The following is a 23,488-nucleotide window of genomic DNA, read 5'->3' as shown; positions in this document are numbered from 1 at the left end:
GCGGAATTCGCCCGGACTGACAGCAGCTGGCGTTCCGACCGGCGACCGGGTCCTCCAAAAGTACGGCGGTTCGGCGTACACGCTCGAGCAGGTTCGGCGCGGCAGGCCGACGGATCACTCGGTGATGCGCAACCGGCTCTCGCCATGGCAGCAGTACGCCAGGCCCAGCGGGTTGCCGTGTTCTTCCAGCAGCTTCACCCTCGCCCACCGCAACGCCCCTCCTACTGTGCGCCGCTGGCCGAGCGCCTCGTAGAAGTACTTGGCGATCACCATCGCCGGCGCCGAGTTGACCGTCACGAGAGGGCTCACGACCGTGCGGTAGTAGGCGTTCAGCAACATTTCGGGAATCGACGTGTAGTCGCTGAAGCTGCTGCCCGCCGTGCGGCAGGCGTTGAGGAACGCCAACGGGCCGTCCGGCAGCCCGGGCCGGTCGTCGTACCACACGTTTTCCTCGGCGTTGGCGAGATCCGAGACGGATACCCGCACGGATTCGAACTTCCACGGGAAAGTCTTCACCCCGAAGACCATCGCGTGCAGGACCGCGGGGTCACTGTCCGGTGCCTCGCAATGTGCCGCGACGTGGACGATCTCCTCGCGGCCGGCCCGATCGCGGATGAGGAGCCGGGCGATGTGTTCCTGGGGCGACGCCTGGTCGAGCGCACCGCGGTCAGGCTGCGGATCCCGCACCGCGAGGTAGCCGAACCCGGTCAGTTCCGCCAGCTCGGCGCGGACCTTGCCGACCTTCTCGTTCCAATAGGGAGCGAGCACGACGGTGCCTCGCTCCCCGGCGGCCCGCAAAGCCAGGTTGCTCGGGCCGGGGCGGGTGCTCTGCCCGAACCGGTGGATCACGAACCGCAGCCCCAGGAACCGCGACACACATTGGTCGGCGAGTCCGAACGGGTCGGCGGGGACGATCTGGTGCTCGTCACCGACGACCGGCATGAGCTCCAATGGCAGGTTGACCGGCGAGTCGACGGTCAGCACCGGGGAGATGCCGCCGGGTGTCCGCTTTTCCACTGCCGCGAAGAAATCGTGGAAGCGTTTCATGGAGTGCCCGCGACGCTCCCCCAGCAACGCCGTCAGCAGCGTTCTGCCCAGTCCGCGGATCTCACCGAGGATCTTCGCACCCTTTTGCCGCGAGGGGTTCAAGAGCAGGTCGCCGCCGTCGGTGTACTCCTCCAACGCGGCGCGGGCGGTGCCGTACGTCCGCCTCAGCTCGTCGTAGCCTTCGCGGACGATGCGTTGCGGCGCGACGCCCGGCAGAGACGATTTGAGGTGGATCGCGAACTCGCTCGCGCCGAGGCGTTCGATCCGCAGCGACGCGACCGGGAACTCGGTTTCCGGTGCGGTCATCGGAAGTTGAGCCGAATGGGCACGGCCTGCAAGATCTGGGTGCCCTGGCCGATCTGGACCACCGCCACCAGGCGTTCGGAGTCCCCGAGGTCCTCGTCGACGTCGATGAGCTCCACGACCAAAGTCGACTCCGGTGAAATCCCGCGACTGGGCACGGATGCCGTCAGCTGCGACGGAACGGCGTGCACCCGGTCGGCGGTCACGGAGAGCAGGAACGGCACGGAATCCTGTCGTGATCCACCGCGCACCTCGACGGGACGCACCTCGCTCTGGGGCCGCACGTCGGAAATCTGCTGCGGGTCCGTGAAGAACCGAACGGTGATCTCCCAGTGTCTCGGGCTGATCGGGCGCGAGGCGACCAGGGCGAACCCGTCGTAGTCGACGATGGTGAGGTCCGAGACGCGCTGCTCCAGCAGCGCGTCGATGCGCTGCAGCATCGGCACCGACGGCGAGACCTCGCCCCCGAGGATGCCGGACCGGTTCGTGCCCGACCGCAGCAGCCCACGCTCGGCGATGCGGCCGAACAAGGTCAGCGCGGAAGTCCCGGCCAGCAGTGACACCAGGTATTGCCCGGCCGGGTTGATCCCGCCGGCTTGGACGACGGTCGAAAGCACCAGGAGGTAGGCGCCGCTGCCGGCCACCGCGCCGAGCACGGGCGAAACCAGGGTTTCGAGCCGCCACTGGGCGTCCTGACGCGTCGTGAAGCTGGCCGAGGCCAGCAGATACGCGATGCTGCGCAACGTTGCGCCCAGTCCGCCGGCCAGTGCGAAGAGGCCTAGGTCGGCGGAATTCGGGGTGCCCGCCCTCGCGTTCGCCAACGTCGGCCCCCACAGGAGTGCCGATGCCACGATGCAGGCCGCGGCCAGCAGGACAGGGAGCAGCCTGAACATCGGCCGAAGCACCCGGCTCAAGGTGGTAGCAGCGGCGACCGCCACCACCGTCTGCCCCTCGGTCATGCTGCGGCCCAGACGCCGATGCCCACGACGGCCAGCACCACGCCGATGGCGCTCAGGATCGAGCCGAACGCGGCCAGGCGCTGGCCGCCGGTGTGGTCGGGCCCGGTCAGCACACCGAACCACTCCGAAAGCACCCCGACGAGCCACTTGAGGAGCCCGGTGTCGATGCCCCGGACCGAACGCCGGTGCCATTGCCACCCGATGGCGTTCAGGATCGCGCCGAGGGCGAACAGGCCGAGCCCGACCCAGAAAAGTTCCACGGTTCCTCCAGCCCGACGCGTGCCGATTCGATCACCCTGTGGTCGCCCAGTGCACTACGGTCGTTACACCGACGGAGTCCGTCAGAAGCCGGGGAACGAGCGCCGCAACTCGTCGAGGGTCGCGTTGCGTTCGACCGGCTGTGCGCCCTCCGCCACCTGCGGGAGGTGCTGCGGATCGCCCAGCGCAGGTTTCTTGACGCCCTTCGACGCTGCCGGCGCGTCGGCCAGAGCGGAACTGGCCGTCCTCGTCGATCATCAGAGTCGAAGTGCCGGCGACCCGGCGCACGACGCGGTCCTCCGAGCATCCCGCTAAACCGTTCCGGCTTCCCGTGCGTGGGAACGGCGGTGGTCCGGGAGCAGCCCGGCCTCTGCTTACCTGTGGGAGCCAAGTATGCGTTCATTCGTGCGGAAGTCGGCCGTCGTCGCCGGTGTGGTGGCAGCCGGGATCGTGGTGGCGCCAGCCGCTCAGGCAACAACCGCGGCCAGTCCGGTGGCGGTGTGCGCGGGCACCGAACTCCACAAGGACGGCTTGCCCAAGCCGCTGAAGAACCAGCTCGGCGAGCAGGCCGGCACGCTGCGCCTGTGGTACTCCAGCGCGAACGGTGGCACCAACTGCGCGAAGGTCACCAGCGACGGGGGGTCAGCGCGCTCGATTTCGGTCAGCATGTGGACGAACGGGGGCACTCCGGTGACCGACTCCGGCCCGTACCACGCGTATGCGGGCGGAGTGGTGCTCACCGGCACCGCCGGCAAGTGCATCTACTTGTCCGGCAACCTCTCCCTGGGCACCGGTACGGTCAACCAGTTCCGCGCCTCGGCCGGCCCGGTCGCCTGCGGCTGATCCCAGCGGGCTGAGCCGCCTGGCGGCTCAGCCCGCCGTGGCGGGCAGTGATCGCCTGGAGCCGGGGCTGGAGCACCTGCTGATCGTGGTGGACTCCCCGACGGCCGTCCGGCCCGGTCCGTGTGCTGACCAGTACCTACCGCGCAGCAGGGGGAGTACGCCGGAGATCCAGGAGGTACCGCGCCAGCTCCGCGACGGTGGGCCGATCGAAGACGACGGTGGCCGGCAAGTCGATGCCCGACAACCCGGTGAGACGGGTGCGCAGCTCGATCGTGGTGAGCGAATCGAACCCGAGCTCCGGGAACGGGCGGTCGTCGGCGATCACCGCCGCGTCCGGGTGGCCCAAGACCGCCGCGACCTCCGCGCGCAGCAGTTCGCGCAGCTCCGGCTCGGCCGGGTTCGCCGGCCAGCTGGATCGCACCGGAGCCGAACGCACGGCCGAACCGCCGGTCGGCGGGGCCATCGGCGCCGCCGGGTCGAACCGGACCGGCACCAGGACGGGTTCGGCCGAGCCGAGGGCCGCGTCGAACAGGGCCAGGCCCTGCTCGGCGGTCAGGCCCTCGACGCCGGACGCGTGGATGCGCCGCCGGGCCGTGGCCGAGATCCGGTCGCCGAGACCGGTGCCCAGCTCCCACAGTCCCCACGCCAGGGACAACGCCGGCAGCCCCGCCGCGTGGCGGCGGCACGCCACCGCGTCCAGCACCCGGTTCGCGGCCGCGTAGTTGGCCTGCCCGGCCTTGCCGAACACGCCGGCGACCGAGGAGAACAGGAGGAACGCCGTCAGCGGCAGGTGCCGGGTCACCTCGTCGAGGACCAGGGCCGCGTCCGCCTTGGGGCGCAGCACGGCGTCCAGGCGTTCCGGCGTCTGGGCCGCCAGGACACCGTCGTCGACCACGGCCGCGCTGTGCACCACCGCCGTCAACGGCGGGTCGCAGCTGTCGACCAGCCGCTCCACGGTGGGGCGATCCGCGACGTCGGCCGCGACGATCCGCACGTCCGCGCCGAGTTCCCGCAGCGACGCGAGCAGGTCCGAAGCTCCGGGCGCCGCCGGGCCGCTCCGGCTCACCAGCAGGAGGTGCCGGACGTCGTGCGCGGTGACGAGGTGGCGGGCCAGCACCGCGCCGAGCGCTCCCGTCCCGCCGGTGATCAGCACCGTCCCGGCCGCGTCGAACGGCCGCGCCGGCGCCGGGGTGGCGCGGGTGATCCGCAGGACGTGCGGCACTCCGTCGCGCACGGCGATCTGCGGCTCCGCGCTGCCGCCGGCGAGGTCTGCCACCCGCGTCACCGGGAACCCCGGCTCCAGGTCGACCAGGCCGATCCGGCCCGGGTGTTCCGCCGCGGCCGCGCAGCCCAGTCCCCACGCCGCCGCGGCGGCCGGGTCGGGATCGGGGCCGGTCGCGTTGCGGGTGACCAGGAGCAGCCGATCGCCGCTGCCTTGCCAGTCGTGGAGCACGGAGAGCGCGTGGCCGGCCGCCGCACGCACGTCACCCGGAGCGATTTCGACGGTCCGGACCGGTTCCGAGGCCGCCACCGGCGGCATCGGGATCCATTGTGGACGGTAGAGCATCGTGTCGGGCGCCGCCAGCGGCCGGGTCGTCAGCGATTCGATTCCGGCGACAGGATTCCCGGCTTCGTCGTACAGCGTGACCCGGACCGCGCCGACGCCGAGGCGGACGCCGTGCACCCTGGCCCGCCGCGTACCCGGCGCGTAGACCTCGACACCGCTCCAGAGGAACGGCACCCGCTGCTCGGCGCCCGGCCCCTCGGCGAGGGCGGTCGCGTGCACGGCCGCGTCCAGCAGGACCGGGTGCAGCTCGAACCGGCCCCCGACGTCCGGCGGCAGCTCGACGTCGGCGAAGAACTCGGCATCGCGCACCCACAAGCGGTGCACGGCTTGGAAAGCAGGCCCGTAGGCGTGCGCGCGGTAGGCGTCGGCGACGTCGGCTTCCACAGCTCCGGCCGGCGGCCACTGCCCGCTCCAGCCGGGCGGGAGCGGGCCGCGCGGGCGCAGCTTCCCCCCGGCGTGCTTCCGCCACTGCTTCTCGTCGCGAGCCCGGGCGTAGACGTCGATCCGCGGCTCGTCCACGACGACCTGGACGTGGACGTCCTCGGTGTCCAGCCGCAGCGGCGCTTCGATCGCGAGCTCCTCGACGCCCGCTCCCCCGGCGTGCAGGGCCAGCTCGGCGAACAGCGTCCCGGGCACCAGCACGGACCCGCCGACGACGTGGTCGGCGAGCCACCGGTGGCGGCGGACGCCGAGCGAGCCGCCGTGCACGACCCGCGGCGAGTCGGGCGCCGCCAGCGCCGGGCCGAGCACGGCGTGGTCACCGCCGGTCTGCTCCGGGGCCGGCTGGTCCAGCCAGTACCGGGTGCGCTTGAACGGGTACGTGGGCAACGGCGTGATCCGCGCGCCCGAGCCGGCGAACACCGCGGGCCAATCGACCCGGGCGCCGGCCGTGTGCACCGCGCCCGCCGCGGCCAGCACCCCGGTCGCCGACATCGTGGCCGGCGCGGCCGGCAGGACGTCGGTGGTCAGGCGGCCGAGCACCGGCGCCGGGCCGATCTCGAGGCCGACGGCCCAGCCGGGAGCCGTGGCCGTGGCGAGCGCGTCGGCGAACCGCACGGTCGAGCGGGCGTGCCGGCGCCAGTGGCCGGGTTCGATCTCCTCGATCAGCTCTCCGGTCACGCACGAGACGAGGGGGAGGGCGGGACGGTGGTGCTTCAGCCCGGCGGCGACCTCGTGGAACTCGTCGAGCATCGGATCCAGCAGCGGCGAGTGGAAAGCGTGGCTCACGCGCAGAAGCGTCCCGCCGCCGAAGCGGTCGGCGAGCGCTGTCGTCGCGGCCCGCTCCCCGGAGAGCACGACCGAACGCGGCCCGTTGACCGCGGCGACGGCGACGGTGTCCCCCACGAGCGGAGCCACGTCCGCCTCGGTGGCGTCGACGGCGATCATCACTCCGCCGCCGGGCAGCGCGGCCATGAGCCGGCCGCGCGCCGCCACGAGCTTCGCCGCGTCCGTCAGCGACAGCACCCCGGCGACGTGCGCGGCGGTGATCTCCCCGATCGAATGGCCCCATAGGACGTCCGGACGCAGGCCCCACGACTCGAACAACCGGTACTGCGCGACACCGAAGGCGAAGAGCGCGGCTTGCGCGTGGTCGGTGCGGTCCAGCGCTTCCCCGCCGGTGAACGCGACGTCGCGCACGGCGCCGCCCAAGGCTTCGCACGCCTCGTCGAAGGCGTCGGCGAACACCGGGAACCGCTCGGCCAGCTCCCGGCCCATCCCGGCCCGCTGCGCGCCCTGCCCGCCGAACAGCACGGCCAGCCGGATTCCACTTCGGACGGTCCGGCCGCGCACGCGCCCGTCGGCGACGGCTCGCAGGGCCTCCCGGTTCCCCGCGGGCACCAGCACGCGGTGCGCGAGCGGCGTCCGCCGCGCGAGGGTGTAAGCGACGTCGACGGTGTCGGGAGCCTCGGCCAACCCCGCCGCGACAAGCCGGAGCGCGTCGCCGTCCGCGGCGCTGAGCAGCCAGGGTGCCGCGGGGAACGGCCGCCGGGCCGGCGGCTCCGGCCGCGGTGCCTCTTCGACGATCACGTGCGCGTTGGTGCCGCCGATCCCGAAGGCCGACACCCCAGCCCGGCGGGCCCGGTCCGTGCGCGGCCACGGCCGGGCTTCGGCGAGCAGCTGCACCTCGCCGGACGCCCAGTCGACGTGCGGGCTCGGCTCGGCCGCGTGCAGCGACGGCGGCAGTTGCTCGTGCTGCAACGCCGTCACCACCTTGATCACGCCGGAGATCCCGGCGGCGGCCTGGGTGTGGCCGATGTTCGACTTCACCGAGCCGAGCCGGAGCGGCTCCCGGCGCGGGCCACGCCCGTACGCCGCCATCAGCGCGTCCGCCTCGATCGGGTCGCCCAGCGGCGTTCCCGTCCCGTGGCCTTCGACGGCGTCGACGTCGGCCGCGGTCAGCCCCGCGTCCGCCAGCGCCGCCGCGATCAGCGCCTGCTGGGCGCGTCCGTTGGGCGCGGTGAGGCCGTTCGACGCGCCGTCGGCGTTCACCGCGGTGCCGCGCAGCACGGCCAGCACCGGGTGCCCGTGCCGCTGGGCGTCGGACAGCCGTTCCAGCAGGATCACCCCGGCGCCCTCCGACCACGCCGTGCCGTCGGCTCCGGCGGCGTAGGACCGGCAGCGGCCGTCCGGAGAGAGGCCGCGCTGCCGGCTGAAGGCCAGGAAGGTCCGCGGGGTAGCCATCACCGTGGCCCCGCCGGCGACCGCGAGCGAACACTCCCCCGCGCGCAGCGCCTTCACGGCCAGGTGCAGCGCGACCAGCGACGACGAGCAGGCCGTGTCGACCGTAAGAGCGGGTCCGGTGAGCCCGAAGGTGTAGGAGAGCCGGCCCGAGGCCACCGCGTGCGAGGAGCCGATGCCCAGCCACGCCTCGAGCTCGTGGGAGGTGGTGAACCGGCTCGCGTAGTCCTCGTTCATGACGCCGACGAACACGCCCGTGTCGCTGCCGCGCAGCGTCGCGACGTCGATGCCGGCCCGCTCGAACGCCTCCCACGACGTCTCCAGCAGCAACCGCTGCTGGGGGTCGGTCGCCAGCGCCTCCCGGGGCGAGATGCCGAACATCCCGGCGTCGAAGTCCGCGAAGCCGTCGAGGAACCCGCCGCGGCGGGTCACCGAGTGGCCGATCCGGTCCGGATCCGGGTCGTACAGCCCCGCCACGTCCCAGCCGCGGTCGGCGGGGAACTCCCCGGTCGCGTCCACCCGGTCCGCCACGAGCCGCCACAGGTCCTCCGGCGAGCGCACCCCGCCGGGGAACCGGCAGGCCATCGCCACGACGGCGATCGGTTCCGCGGACGACACCGGGGCCGTCCGCGGCGGCTCCGCCGGGTTCGCCTTGCCGAGCCGCGTCAGCTCGGCGAGCACCGCGCCCGGCGTGGGGAAGTCGTAGATCAGCGAGTGCGGGACGGGCACGCCGGTCAGCGCGGTGATCCGGTGCCGGAAATGCACGCCGGCCAGTGAGGACAACCCGAGGTCGGTGAAGGGCCGGTCCTGCCACCCGTCGCCGCCGTCGTGTCCGCAGAGCGCCGTCAGCTCGGCCCGCACCACCGCGGCGAGATCCGGCTGCTTCAGGGCGTTCCGCCTCGGCTTGCCCGACGCGGTCCGCGGGATGGCGTCGACTGCGAGGTAGGCGACCGGCACCTTGTGCAGCGAAAGCCGGCTGAGACAGAGGCGACGCAGTTCCTCGGCGTCGAAGCCGTCCGGCCCGGCGACCACGAACGCCACCGGCACCTGCCCGACGACGTCGTCGGGCCGGGCGGTCACGAGGACCTCCCGCACCGACGGCGACTCCTCCAGCACGGCCTCGATCTCGGTCGGGTGGACGTTCTGCCCACCGCACACGATCACGTCGTCGACCCGGCCGTCGAGCACCAGCCGGCCGCCGTCGAGTCGGCCCGCGTCGCCCGTGCGGTACCAGCCGTCCCGCAGCGGCGAACCGGTCTGCCGGTGGTAGCCCAGCATCAGGCCCGGGCCGCGGACGAGCACCTCCCCCGCGTCGATCCGGACCTCCATACCGGGCACCGGGACCAGTCCCGGCTCACCGGGCCGCTCCACCGCGACCTTTCCGCCCGTCTCGGTGCTCCCGTAGCCGTCGACGAGGGGGAGGCCGAACAGCTCCCGGACCGCGGCGCGGGTCGCAGGCGTGCACGGCGCACCGCCGGTCAGGCACAGCCTCGGCGAGACGACCGGGCCGTCGGCCTCCTGGCGGAGCCGGAGGTAGGTGGCCGGCACCCCGGCGAGCACGCAGCCCGGGTACTCGCCGAGCAGCTCCGGCGAGCACCCGTCGGCGAGCCGGGTATGCGCGCCGAGCGCGATCGTGGTGGCGAAGGCCAGCGACAGGGCGTAGGCGTGGTGGAGCGGCAGCGGCCACACCACGGTGTCCCCGGCCTCGATCCCGAACACGGGGACGTAGCAGGCGGCGGTCGACCACAGCATCGCGCGTTGCGAGAGGAGAACGCCTTTCGGCCGTCCGGTCGTGCCGGAGGTGTAGAGCAGCCAGGCCGGCTCGTCCAGCCCGAGGCCGTCCCGCGGCGGTCCGGCCTCCGCCGGTGGCGGCTCCTCGACGAAGAGAACCCGCAAGCCCGGCCGCAGTCGTTCCGCCACCGCGGCGTGCCGCGACTCGGTGATCAGGAGCGTCGCCCCGGAGTCGTCGGCCAGGTGGGCGAGTTCGGCCTCGGTCGACCGCGCGCTCACCGGCACCCCGACAGCCGCCGCCCGCAGCACCGCCAGCAGGGACACGACGAACTCGACCCGGCTGCCGACGTGGATCAGCACGCGATCGCCGCGGGACACGCCGAGCCCCGCGGCGAGATCGGCACTGGCGCGGGCCAGCTCACCGTAGGTCAGCGTCCGCCGGCCGTCGGAGTAGGCGGGACGTTCGGCGGGGTGCGCGGACAACGCCGTCAGCAGCGGCCTGATGAACTCGGTCCGGATTTCCTCCACTGGTCCGGGTATACCCCAACGACCCGTCCCGCCGCCCGCACCGCGTCCGTTCGGGCACCAAGACTGCCTCGGGTGATCACCGAAAGGCAGCGCGGGCCACGGCGGTTCGGCGTCGCCACCTCCCCATGGCTGCGGACCGCCGAACCGCCGGCCCGTTCCCCCGACCACCGGCATCGTCCCCGCTTGGGCGACGACCGGCACAGTTCATCACGGCCAAGGCCGGGGACGGCCGGATCCTGGACATACCTGGACGCTCCCGGACGCCGCCCCTCAAGCGCGTCCGAGTACCACGTCAGCGCGCTCGACACCCGGCCGGCAGCCCGCTTGTCCGTGCAGGGTTCGAGCCTGCTCGGCGTGGACCCGCGCCGCTCCGGATTCGCCGCGTTCGAGCTCGACGGCGGCCATCGCGACTAGGCTGTCCGCCCGGATCAGGCGGTGGCCGGTTTGCTCGCTGATGACCAGGGCTCGACCGGCCCGGTCGTAGGCCTCGTCGAATTTCCCCTGCCGCAGGTGCACCGCGGACAGGGCGACCAGTGCGTCCCCGCGGCCACGCGGGTGGGCCGCCGCGACGGAAAGGGCCAGCGCCGACTCGAGCGTCGTGCGGGCCTCGTCGATCCGGCCGAGCGCCACCATGACCGTGCCGAGAACGTGGTGCGCCCCCGCCTGCGTCCGGCGCATGCCGAGCCGGGTCGCTTTGGCCAGGGCGTCGCGAGCGGTCGCCAGCGCCTCCTCGTACTCGCCGAGGTCGCGCAATGCTCCCGCGAGGTTGGCGAGCACGCTGGCTTCGTCCGCGTGCTCGCGGGCCGACCGGCACAGCTCGAGACCGGTCCGGTAGTGCTCGACTGCGCGCTCCAGGTCACCGAGTGCCTGGGCGGGCCGGCCCGCGTGGCTTTCGGCGAGCTGCCGCCCGGCGGCGTAACCCTGCCGGGTCGCCGTCTCGATCGCCTTGGACTGGAGATCGTAGGCAGCGGCCAATTCCCCCAGTTCCCAGAGGACGTCGCCGAGCACGACGAGGTTCGGGATCGATGCTGCCCCGTCCTGAGCCGGCTCCAGGTCCAGGGCCCGTCGGTAGTGCCCGGCGGCGTCGTGGAGCCGGCCGGCCGAGATCGACGTGCGGCCCAGATCGCTCAGGACGATCCTCCGGAGGTCCGGCGCATCGAGCTCGTCAGCCAGTTTCACGGCTTCGTCGAGGTGGCGAAGCGCTTCGGCGTGGTCCGATCTGCTCCAGTGGGCGCTGCTGAGCACCCGCAGGCACAGCACCTGCCCGGCCGCGTCCCCGGCGATGCGGGCCGCGGCAACCGCGGCTTCGCTGACCGGCAGCCACTCCGCGGAACGGTGCCGTTCGAACTCGAAGTGCAGGGCGACGCACAGCTGGATCGCCAGCGCATGGAGGCCCGCCGCGGCGGCCTGCCGGGTCAGCGTGGACAGCGTGGCGAATTCGACGTCGAACCAGGTCAGCGCGTCGTCAGCGGTCGTGAACGGCGCACTGCCCGATCGGACGCGCGCGTACTTCTCCCGGTACGGGCGCGGGTGCCTCAGCTGTGCTGCCTCGGTCGCGAGCCCCGCGTAGTGGGAAATCAGCCGCTGCAGCGCCGTGGCACGCACATCGTCGGCGTCTTCCGCCAGGCAACGGCGCTTGGCCCACGAATGCAGCAAGGCGTGCTGGCTGTACCGCGCCGGCGTCCGCTCGAAAAGGAGGTGCATGTCGAGCAGTGTGCCGACGACCGGGACCAGCGACTCCGGCTCCATGCCGGTCGCGGCGGCCAGCGCCGGCAAGGCGATCCCGTCGACCGGGAACAGCCCGAGGAGCCGGAACACCCGTTGCGCCGGGGAGTTCAGCGCGCGGTAGGACAGCGCGACCGCGTTCTGCACCGCTGTCGCCCGGTCGACCGCGGCATCGAGGACCGCCAGCGGATCAGCCGACCGGAGTTCCCCGACCATCGCGGAGAGGAGCACGCCCGGCCGGACACGGGCGTTCGCCGCGGCGATCCGCAGCGCGAGCGGCAGACGTCCGCAGACTTCGGCCAGCTCCGCGGTCGCCACCGGGTCGGCGTCGACCCGGTCCGGACCGGCAGCGTGCCGGACCAGTGCGACGGCGTCGTCCATCCCGAGCGGCCCCAGCTCGCACGGAACAGCTCCTTCCCTGGCGACCAGGCCGACCAGTCTCGTGCGGCTGGTGATCAGGACAGCGCAGCTCGGCGAGCCGGGCAGCAAGGGGCGCACCTGCTCGGCACTGCTCGCGTCATCGAGCACCACCACCATGCGACGACCGGCGACCGCGGACCGGAAGGAGGCGGCGAGCCGGTCGGCTTCCCGCGGTATTTGACGCTCAGCCGTCCCCAGTGCGCGCAAGAACCCGGACAGCACGTCGACCGGATCGGCTGGGGGAGCTTCGGCGAACCCCCTCAGGTTCACGAACAACTGGCCATCGGGAAAGCGGCCGGCGGCCCGGTGCGCCCACCGGATCGCCAAAGCCGACTTGCCCACCCCGGGCATCCCGGTGACGAGCGCAACCGGAGTGCCCGGCGAGCCGCTGGACAGCTCGTCGAGCGCGGCCAGCTCCTGCTCGCGTCCCACGAATCCGCCGACGTCGAGGGGCAGCTGCCGGGGCACCACCGGTGGATCGGCAGCTTGCTTCTGCGTGTGGAGGTGGGCGGCCACGCGGAACCAGGCTTCGTTCCAGCTCGCCCACGCCGTGCGCGGAACACCCAAGGCGATGACGATCCGGTCGAACACGTCGGACGGGGGGTGGATCTTGCCGGACACGTAGGCGTGCACGGTCGAGCGGGGTACATCCACCCTGCCGGCGAGTTCGGTCAAACCGACTCGCGCCTTGCCGGTGCCGCGGGCCGCCTGCCGGCGCAGCAGATCGACCTCGCGAACGAACCCCGCGGCGTCAGTGATCCGCGCCGGGTCCGGCCCTCCGGCATTGGTGCCCACCAGCGTCACGCCTCCTGCCACCCATCGTCGGTCCGATCCAACCGCATCGGCGGCGCGCGGGCATCGGCGCGACCACCGGACCGGCGGCGGCCCGCGGGCGCGGAACACGGCAGGATGCCGGGCATGACGTTGCCGGCTCTGCCCGAGGAGTCCTTCCGGCGCGTGCTCTGCGTCGTCGCCCACCCCGACGACATGGAGTACGGCACGTCCGCGGCCGTCGCCCGCTGGACTGCGCGGGGGATCGAGGTCGGCTATCTGCTGCTCAACCGCGGCGAAGCCGGGATGCCCAATCCGCCCGAAGAGACAGCTCGTCTGCGCGTCGCCGAACAGCGGGCCGCCTGCGCCGCGGTCGGGGTCGCGCACCTGACCGTCCTCGAACATCCGGACGGCGTGCTCGTCTACGGGCTCGACCTGCGCCGGGACATCTGCCGGGAGATCCGCCGGTTCAAGCCCGACGTCGTCTTCGGCAGCGCTTTCGAGGTGGAGACGCCTTACGGGTTCGACCAGGCCGACCACCGCGCGGCCGGCCTCGCGACCCTCGACGCGATTCGGGACGCGGGCAACCGGTGGATCTTCCCGGAACAGGTCGACGACGAGGGCCTCGAACCGCACTCCGCGCGCTGGTACCTCACCCCCGGAACCACCGACGCGACCCACGGCGTCGACATCACGGGTGAGCCGCTGCGCCGCGGCGTCGCCTCGCTCGAGTCGCACGCTGCGTACCTGGCCGCACTTCCGGACCACCCCGCACCCGCCGACTTCATCCCCCGGTTCGCCGCGATGAGCGGCAAGGCCATGGGCGTCGAGCACGCCGTCCTTTTCCGCGCCCACGATCTGCAGGCACCGCCGGAGTTCCCCGCTGAGGATTCCGGCGCTGACCCTTCGGATACCGACATTCGGCGGTAGTGAGGAGTCCGATTTATCTGATTGGATCCCCGCAGATCGTTTTTACAACGTTGTAAAACTGAAGGGATCGCGCCGATGAGAAGAGCCGCTTCCGTCCTCGTCGCCCTGCTGGTGGCGTTGGGCGTGGCGTCCGGCACGCCGCCCGCAGGTGCCGCCGAGCCCGTGCACGGCCTGAAAGCCGAGTACTACACGATGTCGATGCCGGGCGCGCGGGACTTCGCGAACCTGGCCGGTACCGCGCTCGACCCGGAGGTCGACCACGCGGACCTGACCTCGGTCTTCGGGCTGGTCGCCGGGCGCACCGAGCACACGACCGCCCGCTGGACCGGGCAGATCGCCGTGCCGCAGACCGGCGACTACACGTTCTACGCCGTCGGTGACAACGGGTTCCGGCTGTTCGTCGACGGCGCGCCGGTGATCGACCACTGGGTCGGGGACTGGGACTCCGAGCAGACCAGCGCGCCGGTCACGCTGACCGCCGGCCGGCAGTACGACTTCAAGCTGGAGATGTTCCAGGACGTCGGCGGCGCCAACATGTTCCTGCGCTGGTCGAGCGCGGCCATTGCGAAGCAGATCGTGCCGCTGTCGGCGTTCACGCCGCCCGCCGACTACCGGGCCGTGCCGCGCACGGCGGAGGTGTCCCAGGACGGCCGCACGCTCACGACCGACTTCGACGGCCGGGTCTCGGGGACGAGCGACTTGCCGGACCACCTGCGGATCGAGGTCGACGCGACGCCGATGCCGGTCTCGTTCGTCACGACGAACCACAACCGGGCCACGATCCGGCTGGCCGAGCGGGTCCTGAAGGGCCAGCGGGTCACGATCTACTACGACGGCGCGGGTGCGCTCGCGGTGGACGGCGCGAAGGTCGGCAAGACCGGGCGCACGGTCGCGAACGCGTCGACGGAACGGCTCAGGACGCCGTGGGGCGAGAACGTCGACACGCGCCACCCGTTGCCGGAGTACCCGCGGCCGCAGCTCGAGCGCGACAAGTGGGTCAACCTCAACGGCCCGTGGGAGTTCTCGGCCGCCAAGGAAGGTCAGCAGCCGGCGTTCGGCAAGCGGCTGCCCGAGAAGGTGATCGTGCCCTACCCGATCGAGTCGCAGCTCTCCGGGCTCGAACGGCACGAGGACCACATGTTCTACCGCCGTACGGTCACCGTCCCGCGCGACTGGAGGATCGGCGACGGGCAGCGCCTCAAGCTCAACTTCGGGGCGGTCGACTACCAGGCCAAGGTGTGGGTGAACGGCAAGCTCGTCGCCGAGCACACCGGCGGCTACACGGCGTTCAGCGCCGACATCACCGACGCGCTCAAGCGCGGCGACGAGCAGGAGATCGTCGTCGCCGTCACCGACACGACCGGCCCGTACCAGCCCAAGGGCAAGCAGTCCGCCAACCCCGGCGGCATCTTCTACACCCCGTCGTCGGGCATCTGGCAGACGGTGTGGCTGGAACCCGTGGCGGCCCAGGGCATCGGCGAGATCAAGACGACTCCCGACCTCACCACCAGCTCGCTGGCCCTCACCGTCAAATCCGCGGGCAACGCCACCGTCACGGCGGTCGCCAAGGACGCGCGCGGCCGGCAGATCGGCACGGTCACCGGACCGGCGAACGCGAACCTGAAGCTGCCGGTGCCGAACCCGCACCTGTGGACGCCGGACGACCCGTACCTGTACCAGCTGGAGATCAAGCTGGGCGGCGACAAGGTCAAGAGCTACTTCGGCATGCGGTCCACCGGCATCACCAACGTCGGCGGCACGCCCAAGCTGACGCTCAACGGCAAGCCGATCTTCAACCTGATGCAGCTGGACCAGGGCTTCTACCCGGACGGCCTGAACACCGCGCCGAGCGACGAGGCCCTCGTCTTCGACCTGAAGGCGCAGAAGGACCTCGGCTTCAACGCCGTCCGCAAGCACATCAAGGTCGAGCCCGCCCGCTGGTACTACCACGCGGACCAGCTCGGACTGCTGGTGTGGCAGGACTTCGTGTCCGTCGAGGACGGCAACAACCCCGCCGCGCAGCAGGCGTGGCTCAGCCAGGGCCTGGAAGAGATGCACCAGCTGCAGAACTCCCCGTCCGTCTACGCCTGGATCGTGTTCAACGAGGGCTGGGGCGAGTGGGACAAGACCGCCACCGGCCGGATCACCGACCAGGTCAAGGCCACCGACCCGAGCCGGATCGTCAACGCCCACAGCGGCGTGAACTGCTGCGCCTCCAAGGGCGACTCGGGCCGCGGCGACGTCATCGACCACCACGACTACAACAACACCGACCCGGCCCGCTCGGACGGCACGCGCGTCGCGATGGACGGCGAGCACGGCGGCTTCACGCTGCGCACGCCGGGTCACCAGTGGCCGGGCGCGCCGATCGCGATCTACAGCGGCGTGGCGGACAAGGCGGCGCTGACGGCGAAGTACGTCGACAACACCCGCACGTTCTACCTCGGCCAGGCCCGGGCCGAGCTGTCGGCGTCGGTCTACACGCAGGTCACCGACCTGGAAGGCGAGCTCAACGGGCTCTGGACCTACGACCGCAAGCGCATCAAGGTCGATCCGGGTCCCGTCCGCGAGATCAACCGGCGGGTGATCGAAGCCGGTGCCAACGCCGGGAAGCCGTACCCGTACGCGGGCAGGGGCGAGTGGCACCTCGACGAGCGCGGGGGCACGACCGCGAGGGACTCGAGCGGCGGCCACAACCCGCTGACGCTCACCCCGACCGGGGCGACGTTCAAGGACGGCGCGCTGCAGTTCTCCGGCGGCTCGGCCGACACCTACGGCCCGGTCGTCGACACGACCGGCGACTACACCGTGTCCGCGAAGGTGCGGCTCGACCAGCTGCCCGGCAACTACGCGACCGCGGTGAGCCAGGACGGCCGGGAGCGGGAAAGCCCGTTCTACCTGCAGTACGGGCAGGGCGCGTTCGCGTTCAGCACCCCCGGCGGCAACCGGGCCCGGTACGAGGTCGTGCCGGAGACCGGCCGCTGGTACGAGCTGACCGGGGTGCGGGCCGGCAACGAGATCCGGCTCTACGTGGACGGCGTGAAGGTCGCGACGGCACCGGCCGGACCGGCACTCGCCGGCACCGGCGCGTTCACGGTCGGGCGGGCCAAGTACGACGGCCGCAACGTCGACTTCTGGCCCGGCGCGGTCGACGACGTCGGCGTGGTCGGCAAGGCGCTGACGGACGCGGAGGTCGCCCGGCTCTCCTGATGCCCTACCGGCGCACCGGCAGCGCGGCGCCCGCGCCGCCGGTGTGCCGATGGCCTAGGACCGGCAGAGCAGCGCGTCCGGCGTCCGGCTCGAACCGACCCGGCCGGTGTAGGCGACGCCGGCGACGTACTCCCCCGGCGCGCACTGGCCCTTGTAGTTGCCGGTCGCGAAGTCGCCGCCGGGGTCGCCGGAGGGCCGGTTGTCGCCGCGGTCGAACCACACCGTGCGGCCCGTGCGGCCCAGCGGTGTCGCCGACCGGCCGCACAGCACCGCCGAGAAGGCCGCGCCCTGGACGCTGTACCCGACGACCGCGTGGCCGGGCGGGCACTGGGTCTTGGTGTAGCCCGACGCCCAGTCGGTGTCGACGTAGGTCTCGTCGCGCACGACCACGTACCCGGCCGGGGCGGCGAGCGTCCCGGTGCACAGGCCACGGTTCCCGGTGTGGGCCAGGCCGGCGAGCCGCTGGCCGTCGGGACAGACGCCCTTGCGAGCGCCGGGGTTCCAGTCCGGCAGCGCGCGGACCTGACGTGACTGCGCGAAGTCGGCGTAGTCGAGGTTCACCATCGACCAGCGCTCGGCGGCCGGAATCGGACCGGTGCGCGACGGCGCCGAGATCAGCCGCCGCCAGGCGGGGCCACGCCAATCGCTGCCGTCGAGCACGTCGATGCGGTGTCCCGCCGAGTCGTATTCGAGGAGGGCCCAGCCGTCGCCGGAGCCGTTGGTCTGGAAGCCGACCGCGGGCCAGTAGGCGAAGTCCGTGTCGGTCTCGGCCAGGTAGCTCACGAAGTTCTCGAAGAACGCGCGCGATGCCGGGTCGGTGGTGTTGCGGCCTTCGCCGAACTCGCTGATCCACAGCGGCGCGGTGTAGTGCTTGCCGGTGTCGGCCGAGACGAAGAACGCCTGCCGGTACAGGACGTCCCGCAGGTCCTGGGGCGAGAGGTCGCGGTAGCGCGGGTCGTGCGTTTCGCCGATCCCGGTCGCGCCGGAGTGGTTGGGCCCGGTGTAGCCGTAGAAGTGCGCCGAATAAACGAGCTTGCCCGAGTCCACGAGCGTGTGCGACAGCGTCCGGGCGGGTTCCAGCGTCGGCCGGCCGTGCGGGAAGCCGTCGATCGGCAGCCCGGTCCAGTTGATGCCCTCGACGAAGATCAGCAGGTCGCGGTTCGCCTCGGTGACGATGCGGTCGGCGACCTGCTGGCTCGCGCGCTGCCAGTCGGTGCTGTTGCCCCAGCCCCAGTTGGGGTCGTCGAAGGTGCTGCGGCGGACCTCGTTGTACAGGTCGGCGCCGACGACGCGGTTGTTCGCGGCGTAGCGGCGGGCCATGAACAGCCAGTCGTCCTGCCACTGCTGCTCGGTCTGCGCGGTGTTCCAGCGCTCGTTGCCGTCGAGCCCGCAGCACCAGCGCGAGGTCGTGGTGTGGTTGTTGAGGATGACGGCGAACCCGCGTGCGGTCAGCCGGTCGACGACGCGGTCGTAGACCTGAAGCGGCGTCAGGCCGTGGAGGTCCGGGTTGGCGGCCAGGTCCGGAACGGGCCGGGTGTCGTGGAGCATCGCGTTGGAGAACTGCAGCCGGACGCTGTTGAGCCCGAGCTGCGCGAGCCCGTCGATGACCGTGTCGATCGACGTGCGGTCGAGCCCGAGCGGGGTCTGGAAGGCGATCTCGCCGGCGTGGTGGTTCGCCGGGTCGTTCACGTCGCCGGAGCCGGTCCACGTGCCGCTCGCGCCGTGCCAGTTGGCGGCCTTCAGCTTGAAGCGGTCACCGTGCGCGTCGACGATGTACCGGCCGCGGGTGCTGAGCGGCCCGGTCCAGGACGGCGGGTCCGCCTCGGCCCGGGCGACGGGGACGACGACGCCGGCGGTGGCGAGCAGGACGGTGAGCAGCGCACCCGAGAGCCTCACCCGAGTGAGTCAACCAACTCGCGACCCGCCGGAAAAGGGCCATAAGGAGCGCCTACGCACCGTAGCCCTGCCGGGCGAAGCCCGGTTCCGCCGCTTCCAGCCGCGGCACCGCGATGCCCAGCCGTCGCGCTTCGGCCAGGGTGTCCCGGCAGACCTCACGCGGTTCCTCGGCGTCGGGGTCGGAGTGCGCCTCGAGACTGACGCGCGCGAGCGCGACCCGAGCAGTCAGCCAGGCGAGCACGGGGGCCATCAGCCAGGTGGGTGCCCGGAACAGCAGCACCCCGCCCCGGTGACGTCGCAGGTCGATGCCGCGCGCCTCCACGAGCGGCAGCAGTTCGCGGCCGGTCAGCAGTGCCTCGCGCAGGTCGCCCGTGGCCCCGACCAGCTTGGACAGGGAACCGCGCCGCAGGCCCTGCGAGAACAGGCCGGCATCCGACACGAAATGGACCCACAGCCAGCCGCGGAAGTCGGGCTGCTCCTTGATCCGGAGACCGGCCTCGCGAAACGCCTGGCGCACGGCCCGCTCCCGGTCGGTCGGGGGCCGGCCGAGGGTGCCGAAGACGACCGACGGCAGCAGCGCCCCACGGAGCACGCCGTCTGCGCCGAAACCGCCACCGGCCTGGGGAAAGCCCCAGGCGATGCGGTCGGGCGGGAGTGCGCCGATCGCGGACGGCGGCTCGGTCCAGATGTTTCCGAAGAGCAGCACCGTGGCCTGGCCGGCTCGCGGGGCCAGGAAGGCCGTCGCCTCCGGGAGGCGGTGGTGCGGCACGCTGAGCACGATCAGGTCGAAGTCGTGATCCGGCGCCAGCGTCTCGCGGTAGCGCACCGGCCACTTCTCGGCGACGCGCTGCCCCCACACCCGGCGTCGCGTATCGAGCAGGTCGAGGTCCACCGCTTCCCCGTACGTCGCCGCGCGGCCCGGCCGGACGTAGCACTCGACGTCATGTCCGGCCTGGTGCAGGGCCCAGCCGTAGATCGTGGCGATCACGCCGCGGCCGAACATCAGGATCTTCACGGCGCACCTCGTGGGGTAAGGTTATTTGGAGATCATCTCCATTTTCAAGATATGGAGATGATCTCCACTTGTCAACGGGAGGTAGCGGGTGAGCGCCGACAAGCCACTGCGGGCCGACGCCCGGCGCAAACGCGAGGCCCTGCTCGCCAAGGCACGAGAGGTCTTCGACGCCGGCGACTTCTTCGACCTGCGCTTCGACGACTTCGCGCGGCTGGCCGGGGTGGGCACCGGCACGCTGTACCGCCACTTCCCCACCCGCGAGGCGCTGGCCGAGGCGGTCTACCGCGGCGAAGTCGCCACGCTGTGCGACCGCGCCCGCCGGCTCCAGGCCACCATGCCCGCGGCGGAAGCTCTGGCGACCTTCCTGCGCGGCATGGTCGACCACATCGCTGCCCACAAAGGCCTGGCCCGGACACTGGCCACACTCATGGCCGATCGCTCGGGCGCCCTCGCCGAGGGCAGCCGGGCACTGGAACAGGCCGTCACCGACCTGGTGGCCGCCGCCGTGCGGGACGGCGCCGTCCGCGACGACGTGGACGCCGGAGCCGTGATGATGGCCCTGCACGGCATCGGCGCGGCCCATGACCGCCCCGGTTGGCGGACCGAGGCCGACGACGTCATCACCCTCGTGCTGGACGGGCTGCGCCGCCCGCGGTGACGGGCTCGACCACGGTCCGGAGCGGACGCCGCTGCCCGCCGACCAGGGTCCGGTCTCCACGCACCCGACGAGGTCGCCCACCATCACCGCGACCGCGCATCGCCGCCGACGGCGTCATCGAGCCGGTGTCGCCGTCCCGATGATCAGCGGGTGCACCACCGAAGGCATCCCACGCCACCGCGCGGTGCTCAGGTCCCCGATGTCGAACCGCTGCTTGAGAAGCGCCACGGTGTCCCGATCACACCGGCAGCCCTGCGCGAACGCCGCCCACGGACCCGCCAGCCGCGTCTGCCTGCGCGCCAGCTTCGGGTCCTCGGCACGCACGTGTTCGCAGAACAGGAGCCGCCCACCGGGCCGCAGCACCCGCACGAGCTCGGCCAGCACCCGATCGACGTCGGGCACCGTGCAGAGCACCAGCGTCGACACGACCGTGTCGACGCTGGCGTCCGCCATCGGCAGCGCGTCCGCCCGGGCCTGCACCGGCCGCATCCCGATGCGGCCCGCCACCCGCTTTTCGAGCCGCCGGTACATCGCCGGCACGGGCTCGGTGAGCACGACCTCCACCGTCGCCGGGTAATGCCCGGCGTTGAGCCCGGTCCCCGCCCCGATCTCGACCACCTGACCGTGCGCACGCCGCAGCAGTTCCCCGCGCCGGCCCGCCAAGCCGAGCCGCTCCCCCCGGCGCAGGAACGGTTCGTACAGCGCCGCCCCGAACCGTTCCCCGAGCCTGTCCCGTGCCCCCACGCTGTCCCCTCCGGCCATCGTTCCTCCTCCACACCGCCGATGCGATGCAGCACATCAGCCACCGGCCACCCACCGCATCACCCGCTCGTGCCATTGCCGAGGCTGGCCGGAACGGGCCACGCGGGTCCGGGCAACGGCCTACGCTCGAGGAATGCCGGGACAAGACCAGGTCGTGCGGTTCACCGGCGGCCCCGACGGTCGCCCCCTCGCCTGGGCCACCGTCGGCGCAGGACCGCCCCTGATCGTCGGCGGCTGGTGGTGCGGGCACCTCGAACTGGACTGGCAGAACCCGTTGTTCCGCCGGTTCGCCGGCCTGCTCGGCGACCGGTTCACGCTCGTCCGCTACGACCGGCCCGGCGTCGGCATGTCCGACGCCGGTGGGCCGCTGGTCACCTCGCTCGCGGACGAAGTGGCCGCGTTGAGCGCGGTCGTCGACGCGGCCGGGGAGAAGGTGAGCCTGTTCGGCGGGTCGTCCGGCGGCTGCGCCGCGATGGCGTACACAGCGGCCCACCCCGACCGCGTGGACCGGCTCGTCCTCTACGGCAGCTTCCTCCGCGGCGCCGAGATCGCCACGCCGGAAGCCCGCGATGCCCTGCTGGCGGTCGTCGGACGGCACTGGGGCGTGGGATCCCGGGTGCTCGCCGACCTGTTCCTGCCGACCGCAACCCCGGCGGAACGCGACGAATTCGTCCGGTTCCAGCGCGCCGGCCTCACCGCGGAGAAAGCGGCGCACTCACTCGCGGCGGTCTACGCGTTCGACGTCCGAGACCAGCCGGCCACGATCGAGGTGCCGACGCTCGTCCTGCACCGCCGCGACGACCGCGCGATCCCGTTCGCCCTGGGCCAGGACGTCGCCTCCCGCATCCCCGGCGCCGGCTTCGTCCCGCTCGACGGCACCGACCACCTGCCCTGGCGCGGGGACGTGGACGGGCTCGTCCGCGCCGTGCGGGAGTTCCTCGGCGCCGGCCGGCCCGCCCGCCAGACCGGCTCCCCGCGCCCCGAGCTCTCCGAACGCGAACTGGATGTCCTGCGCCTGGTCGCGCAAGGGTTGAGCGACCAGGAAATCGCGCGCCGGCTCGGGATCAGCGCCCACACCGCGCACCGCCACGTGTCGAACATCCGCGGCAAGCTGGGCGTGTCGTCGCGAGCCGCGGCCGCCGCGCTCGCGGCCACCGCCGGGCTGCTCTGACCCCGGCGCCGGACGGACGCGGGCTCCTGGCCGTGGCTGACGAGCCCGCGCGACTGAGACGATTCACCGGTGATGCCGGAGAAACCTCGATGAGCCCCCATACGGAAGTGGGGATCGTCCTGCTCGGGATCTGCGCACTTTTGGTGACGACGGTGTTCGTCGAGAGCCGGCGGCGGGAGAAGACCGGAGGCCTCGGCCAGGTCCCGCCGCCGGACCCGGCCCACGCACGCCGGATCGCCGCGCTGCGGGACGAGGACTACGACCTTGTCCTGCGCGGCGGGGCCCGGGTCAACGGCCTCAGCGTCACGTGGCCGTTCGCCGACCTGCTGGTCAGCCGAAACCAGATCGAGCTGCGCGTCCGGACCCTTGTGCCGATCCGGATCACCCGCACCGAGGTGACCGGCGTACGCCGCGTGCGTGGCCTGTTCAGCCGCGGCTTCAAGTTCCGGACCGAGTCGGGCCGGTTGGACAAGGTGAGCTTCTGGCCCGTGGGCAAAGCCGCAGAACAACTGGCCGAGCTCGGCTGGCACTGAACGCGCGATCGCTACCCGGCCTCGAGCTCGATCCGGAACTGGGTCGCCGCCCTGGCTCCACACGACCTCCTCGGCCGCACCGGCCCTCGTGCGGGCCGCCACTGGGTCGTCATGGCGTTGTCGACGAGCCGGTGAGTTCGGCCTGGTTGTCCGCTGCCCACTGCGCGAGCTGGGCCAGAGGTCCGTTCGCGAGCGACTCCCCGAGCGGGGTGAGCCGGTAGATCGCTCCGGCCTGCGGTGCCGGTTGCTCTTTGCTGGAAGCCTTGGTGACGAGTCCGTGCGCCTGGAGGCGTTGGAGAGCCTGCGTGAGGACTTTGTCGCTGACTCCTGCGATGCGGGCGAGCAGCTCGTTACGCCGCGTCGGCCCCGCGCGCAGGGCCGACAGGATGACCGAGTCCCAAGCGTGCCTGATGAGCTCGATTGCCGTGCGCACCTGACAGTCGGAGACGAAGGTTTGGCAGAACCCATCGATCACCAGCCCA

At 72.3% G+C, this 23,488-nt stretch carries 15 protein-coding genes; 6 read left to right on the top strand and 9 right to left on the bottom strand.

Annotated features, from left to right (window positions below; all coding sequences use genetic code 11):
* Window positions 1-114: 114 nt before the first annotated feature.
* The 3 genes from AB0F15_RS31355 to AB0F15_RS31345 all read right to left on the bottom strand — a co-directional run bounded on the left by AB0F15_RS31355 (window position 115) and on the right by AB0F15_RS31345 (window position 2,569).
* Window positions 115-1,353: a CHAT domain-containing protein gene (locus tag AB0F15_RS31355; RefSeq protein ID WP_360278124.1), complete on the bottom strand. Its 1,239-nt coding sequence runs from the start codon at window positions 1,351-1,353 to the stop codon at window positions 115-117.
* Window positions 1,350-2,243 (bottom strand): hypothetical protein, encoded by an 894-nt coding sequence (locus tag AB0F15_RS31350; protein ID WP_360278122.1) that lies wholly within the window; start codon window positions 2,241-2,243, stop codon window positions 1,350-1,352. The genes AB0F15_RS31355 and AB0F15_RS31350 overlap by 4 nt, the downstream gene beginning before the upstream one ends.
* A 62-nt stretch (window positions 2,244-2,305) precedes the next feature.
* Window positions 2,306-2,569, bottom strand: coding sequence for a hypothetical protein (locus tag AB0F15_RS31345; protein ID WP_360278119.1), 264 nt, complete (start codon window positions 2,567-2,569; stop codon window positions 2,306-2,308).
* A 391-nt stretch (window positions 2,570-2,960) separates the two neighbouring features.
* Here AB0F15_RS31345 and AB0F15_RS31340 point away from each other — a divergent pair, with 391 nt between their 5' ends.
* Window positions 2,961-3,410 (top strand): hypothetical protein, encoded by a 450-nt coding sequence (locus tag AB0F15_RS31340; RefSeq protein WP_360278117.1) that lies wholly within the window; start codon window positions 2,961-2,963, stop codon window positions 3,408-3,410.
* A 136-nt stretch (window positions 3,411-3,546) separates the two neighbouring features.
* On the opposite strand, the gene AB0F15_RS31335 is transcribed toward AB0F15_RS31340, so the two are convergent.
* Both AB0F15_RS31335 and AB0F15_RS31330 read right to left on the bottom strand, forming a co-directional pair.
* Window positions 3,547-9,915 carry a type I polyketide synthase gene (locus AB0F15_RS31335; protein ID WP_360278114.1) on the bottom strand — a complete coding sequence of 2,123 codons (6,369 nt, stop codon included), beginning with the start codon at window positions 9,913-9,915 and terminating at the stop codon, window positions 3,547-3,549.
* 270 nt (window positions 9,916-10,185) lie between these two features.
* The gene (locus tag AB0F15_RS31330; protein WP_360278111.1) at window positions 10,186-12,864 is read right to left on the bottom strand and encodes a tetratricopeptide repeat protein; all 2,679 of its coding nucleotides are present in this window, start codon (window positions 12,862-12,864) and stop codon (window positions 10,186-10,188) included.
* A gap of 105 nt (window positions 12,865-12,969) precedes the next feature.
* Here AB0F15_RS31330 and AB0F15_RS31325 point away from each other — a divergent pair, with 105 nt between their 5' ends.
* Window positions 12,970-13,761 carry a PIG-L deacetylase family protein gene (locus tag AB0F15_RS31325; RefSeq protein WP_360278109.1) on the top strand — a complete coding sequence of 264 codons (792 nt, stop codon included), beginning with the start codon at window positions 12,970-12,972 and terminating at the stop codon, window positions 13,759-13,761.
* 75 nt (window positions 13,762-13,836) lie between these two features.
* The gene (locus tag AB0F15_RS31320; RefSeq protein WP_360278106.1) at window positions 13,837-16,971 is read left to right on the top strand and encodes a PA14 domain-containing protein; all 3,135 of its coding nucleotides are present in this window, start codon (window positions 13,837-13,839) and stop codon (window positions 16,969-16,971) included.
* Between the two features lie 54 nt (window positions 16,972-17,025).
* On the opposite strand, the gene AB0F15_RS31315 is transcribed toward AB0F15_RS31320, so the two are convergent.
* Together AB0F15_RS31315 and AB0F15_RS31310 are read right to left on the bottom strand one after the other, a co-directional pair.
* A complete protein-coding gene (locus AB0F15_RS31315; RefSeq protein ID WP_360278192.1) occupies window positions 17,026-18,849 on the bottom strand; it encodes a cellulase family glycosylhydrolase in 1,824 nt (607 codons plus the stop codon).
* A 70-nt stretch (window positions 18,850-18,919) separates the two neighbouring features.
* Complete coding sequence (locus AB0F15_RS31310) at window positions 18,920-19,882, bottom strand: 2-dehydropantoate 2-reductase N-terminal domain-containing protein (protein WP_360278104.1); 963 nt, start codon at window positions 19,880-19,882, stop codon at window positions 18,920-18,922.
* A gap of 88 nt (window positions 19,883-19,970) precedes the next feature.
* Between AB0F15_RS31310 and AB0F15_RS31305 the strand changes: the two genes are divergently transcribed.
* The gene (locus AB0F15_RS31305; RefSeq protein ID WP_360278102.1) at window positions 19,971-20,540 is read left to right on the top strand and encodes a TetR/AcrR family transcriptional regulator; all 570 of its coding nucleotides are present in this window, start codon (window positions 19,971-19,973) and stop codon (window positions 20,538-20,540) included.
* A gap of 114 nt (window positions 20,541-20,654) precedes the next feature.
* Here AB0F15_RS31305 and AB0F15_RS31300 read toward each other — a convergent pair whose 3' ends face one another.
* The gene (locus AB0F15_RS31300; protein WP_360278099.1) at window positions 20,655-21,302 is read right to left on the bottom strand and encodes a class I SAM-dependent methyltransferase; all 648 of its coding nucleotides are present in this window, start codon (window positions 21,300-21,302) and stop codon (window positions 20,655-20,657) included.
* 133 nt (window positions 21,303-21,435) lie between these two features.
* Between AB0F15_RS31300 and AB0F15_RS31295 the strand changes: the two genes are divergently transcribed.
* Window positions 21,436-22,473: an alpha/beta fold hydrolase gene (locus AB0F15_RS31295; RefSeq protein ID WP_360278096.1), complete on the top strand. Its 1,038-nt coding sequence runs from the start codon at window positions 21,436-21,438 to the stop codon at window positions 22,471-22,473.
* Window positions 22,474-22,562: 89 nt separating this feature from the next.
* Window positions 22,563-23,006 (top strand): hypothetical protein, encoded by a 444-nt coding sequence (locus AB0F15_RS31290; protein ID WP_360278093.1) that lies wholly within the window; start codon window positions 22,563-22,565, stop codon window positions 23,004-23,006.
* Between the two features lie 109 nt (window positions 23,007-23,115).
* Here the strand turns inward: AB0F15_RS31290 and AB0F15_RS31285 are convergent, their stop codons facing one another.
* The gene (locus AB0F15_RS31285) at window positions 23,116-23,481 is read right to left on the bottom strand and encodes a helix-turn-helix domain-containing protein (RefSeq protein ID WP_360278090.1); all 366 of its coding nucleotides are present in this window, start codon (window positions 23,479-23,481) and stop codon (window positions 23,116-23,118) included.
* Window positions 23,482-23,488: the final 7 nt, after the last annotated feature.

This window comes from Amycolatopsis sp. NPDC026612, from assembly GCF_040638285.1.
GTDB lineage: Bacteria > Actinomycetota > Actinomycetes > Mycobacteriales > Pseudonocardiaceae > Amycolatopsis.
The sequence above is the reverse complement of the archived record's forward strand: the minus strand, read 5'-3'. Positions and strand labels throughout refer to the sequence as shown.

Excerpts from the sequence above, each read along its gene's own strand:
- AB0F15_RS31355 (WP_360278124.1), bottom strand. The coding sequence starts at position 1,353 with ATGACCGCACCGGAAACCGAGTTCCCGGTCGCGTCGCTGCGGATCGAA.
- AB0F15_RS31350 (WP_360278122.1), bottom strand. The coding sequence starts at position 2,243 with ATGTTCAGGCTGCTCCCTGTCCTGCTGGCCGCGGCCTGCATCGTGGCA.
- AB0F15_RS31340 (WP_360278117.1), top strand. The coding sequence starts at position 2,961 with ATGCGTTCATTCGTGCGGAAGTCGGCCGTCGTCGCCGGTGTGGTGGCA.
- AB0F15_RS31325 (WP_360278109.1), top strand. The coding sequence starts at position 12,970 with ATGCCGGGCATGACGTTGCCGGCTCTGCCCGAGGAGTCCTTCCGGCGC.
- AB0F15_RS31320 (WP_360278106.1), top strand. The coding sequence starts at position 13,837 with ATGAGAAGAGCCGCTTCCGTCCTCGTCGCCCTGCTGGTGGCGTTGGGC.
- AB0F15_RS31300 (WP_360278099.1), bottom strand. The coding sequence starts at position 21,302 with ATGGCCGGAGGGGACAGCGTGGGGGCACGGGACAGGCTCGGGGAACGG.
- AB0F15_RS31295 (WP_360278096.1), top strand. The coding sequence starts at position 21,436 with ATGCCGGGACAAGACCAGGTCGTGCGGTTCACCGGCGGCCCCGACGGT.
- AB0F15_RS31290 (WP_360278093.1), top strand. The coding sequence starts at position 22,563 with ATGAGCCCCCATACGGAAGTGGGGATCGTCCTGCTCGGGATCTGCGCA.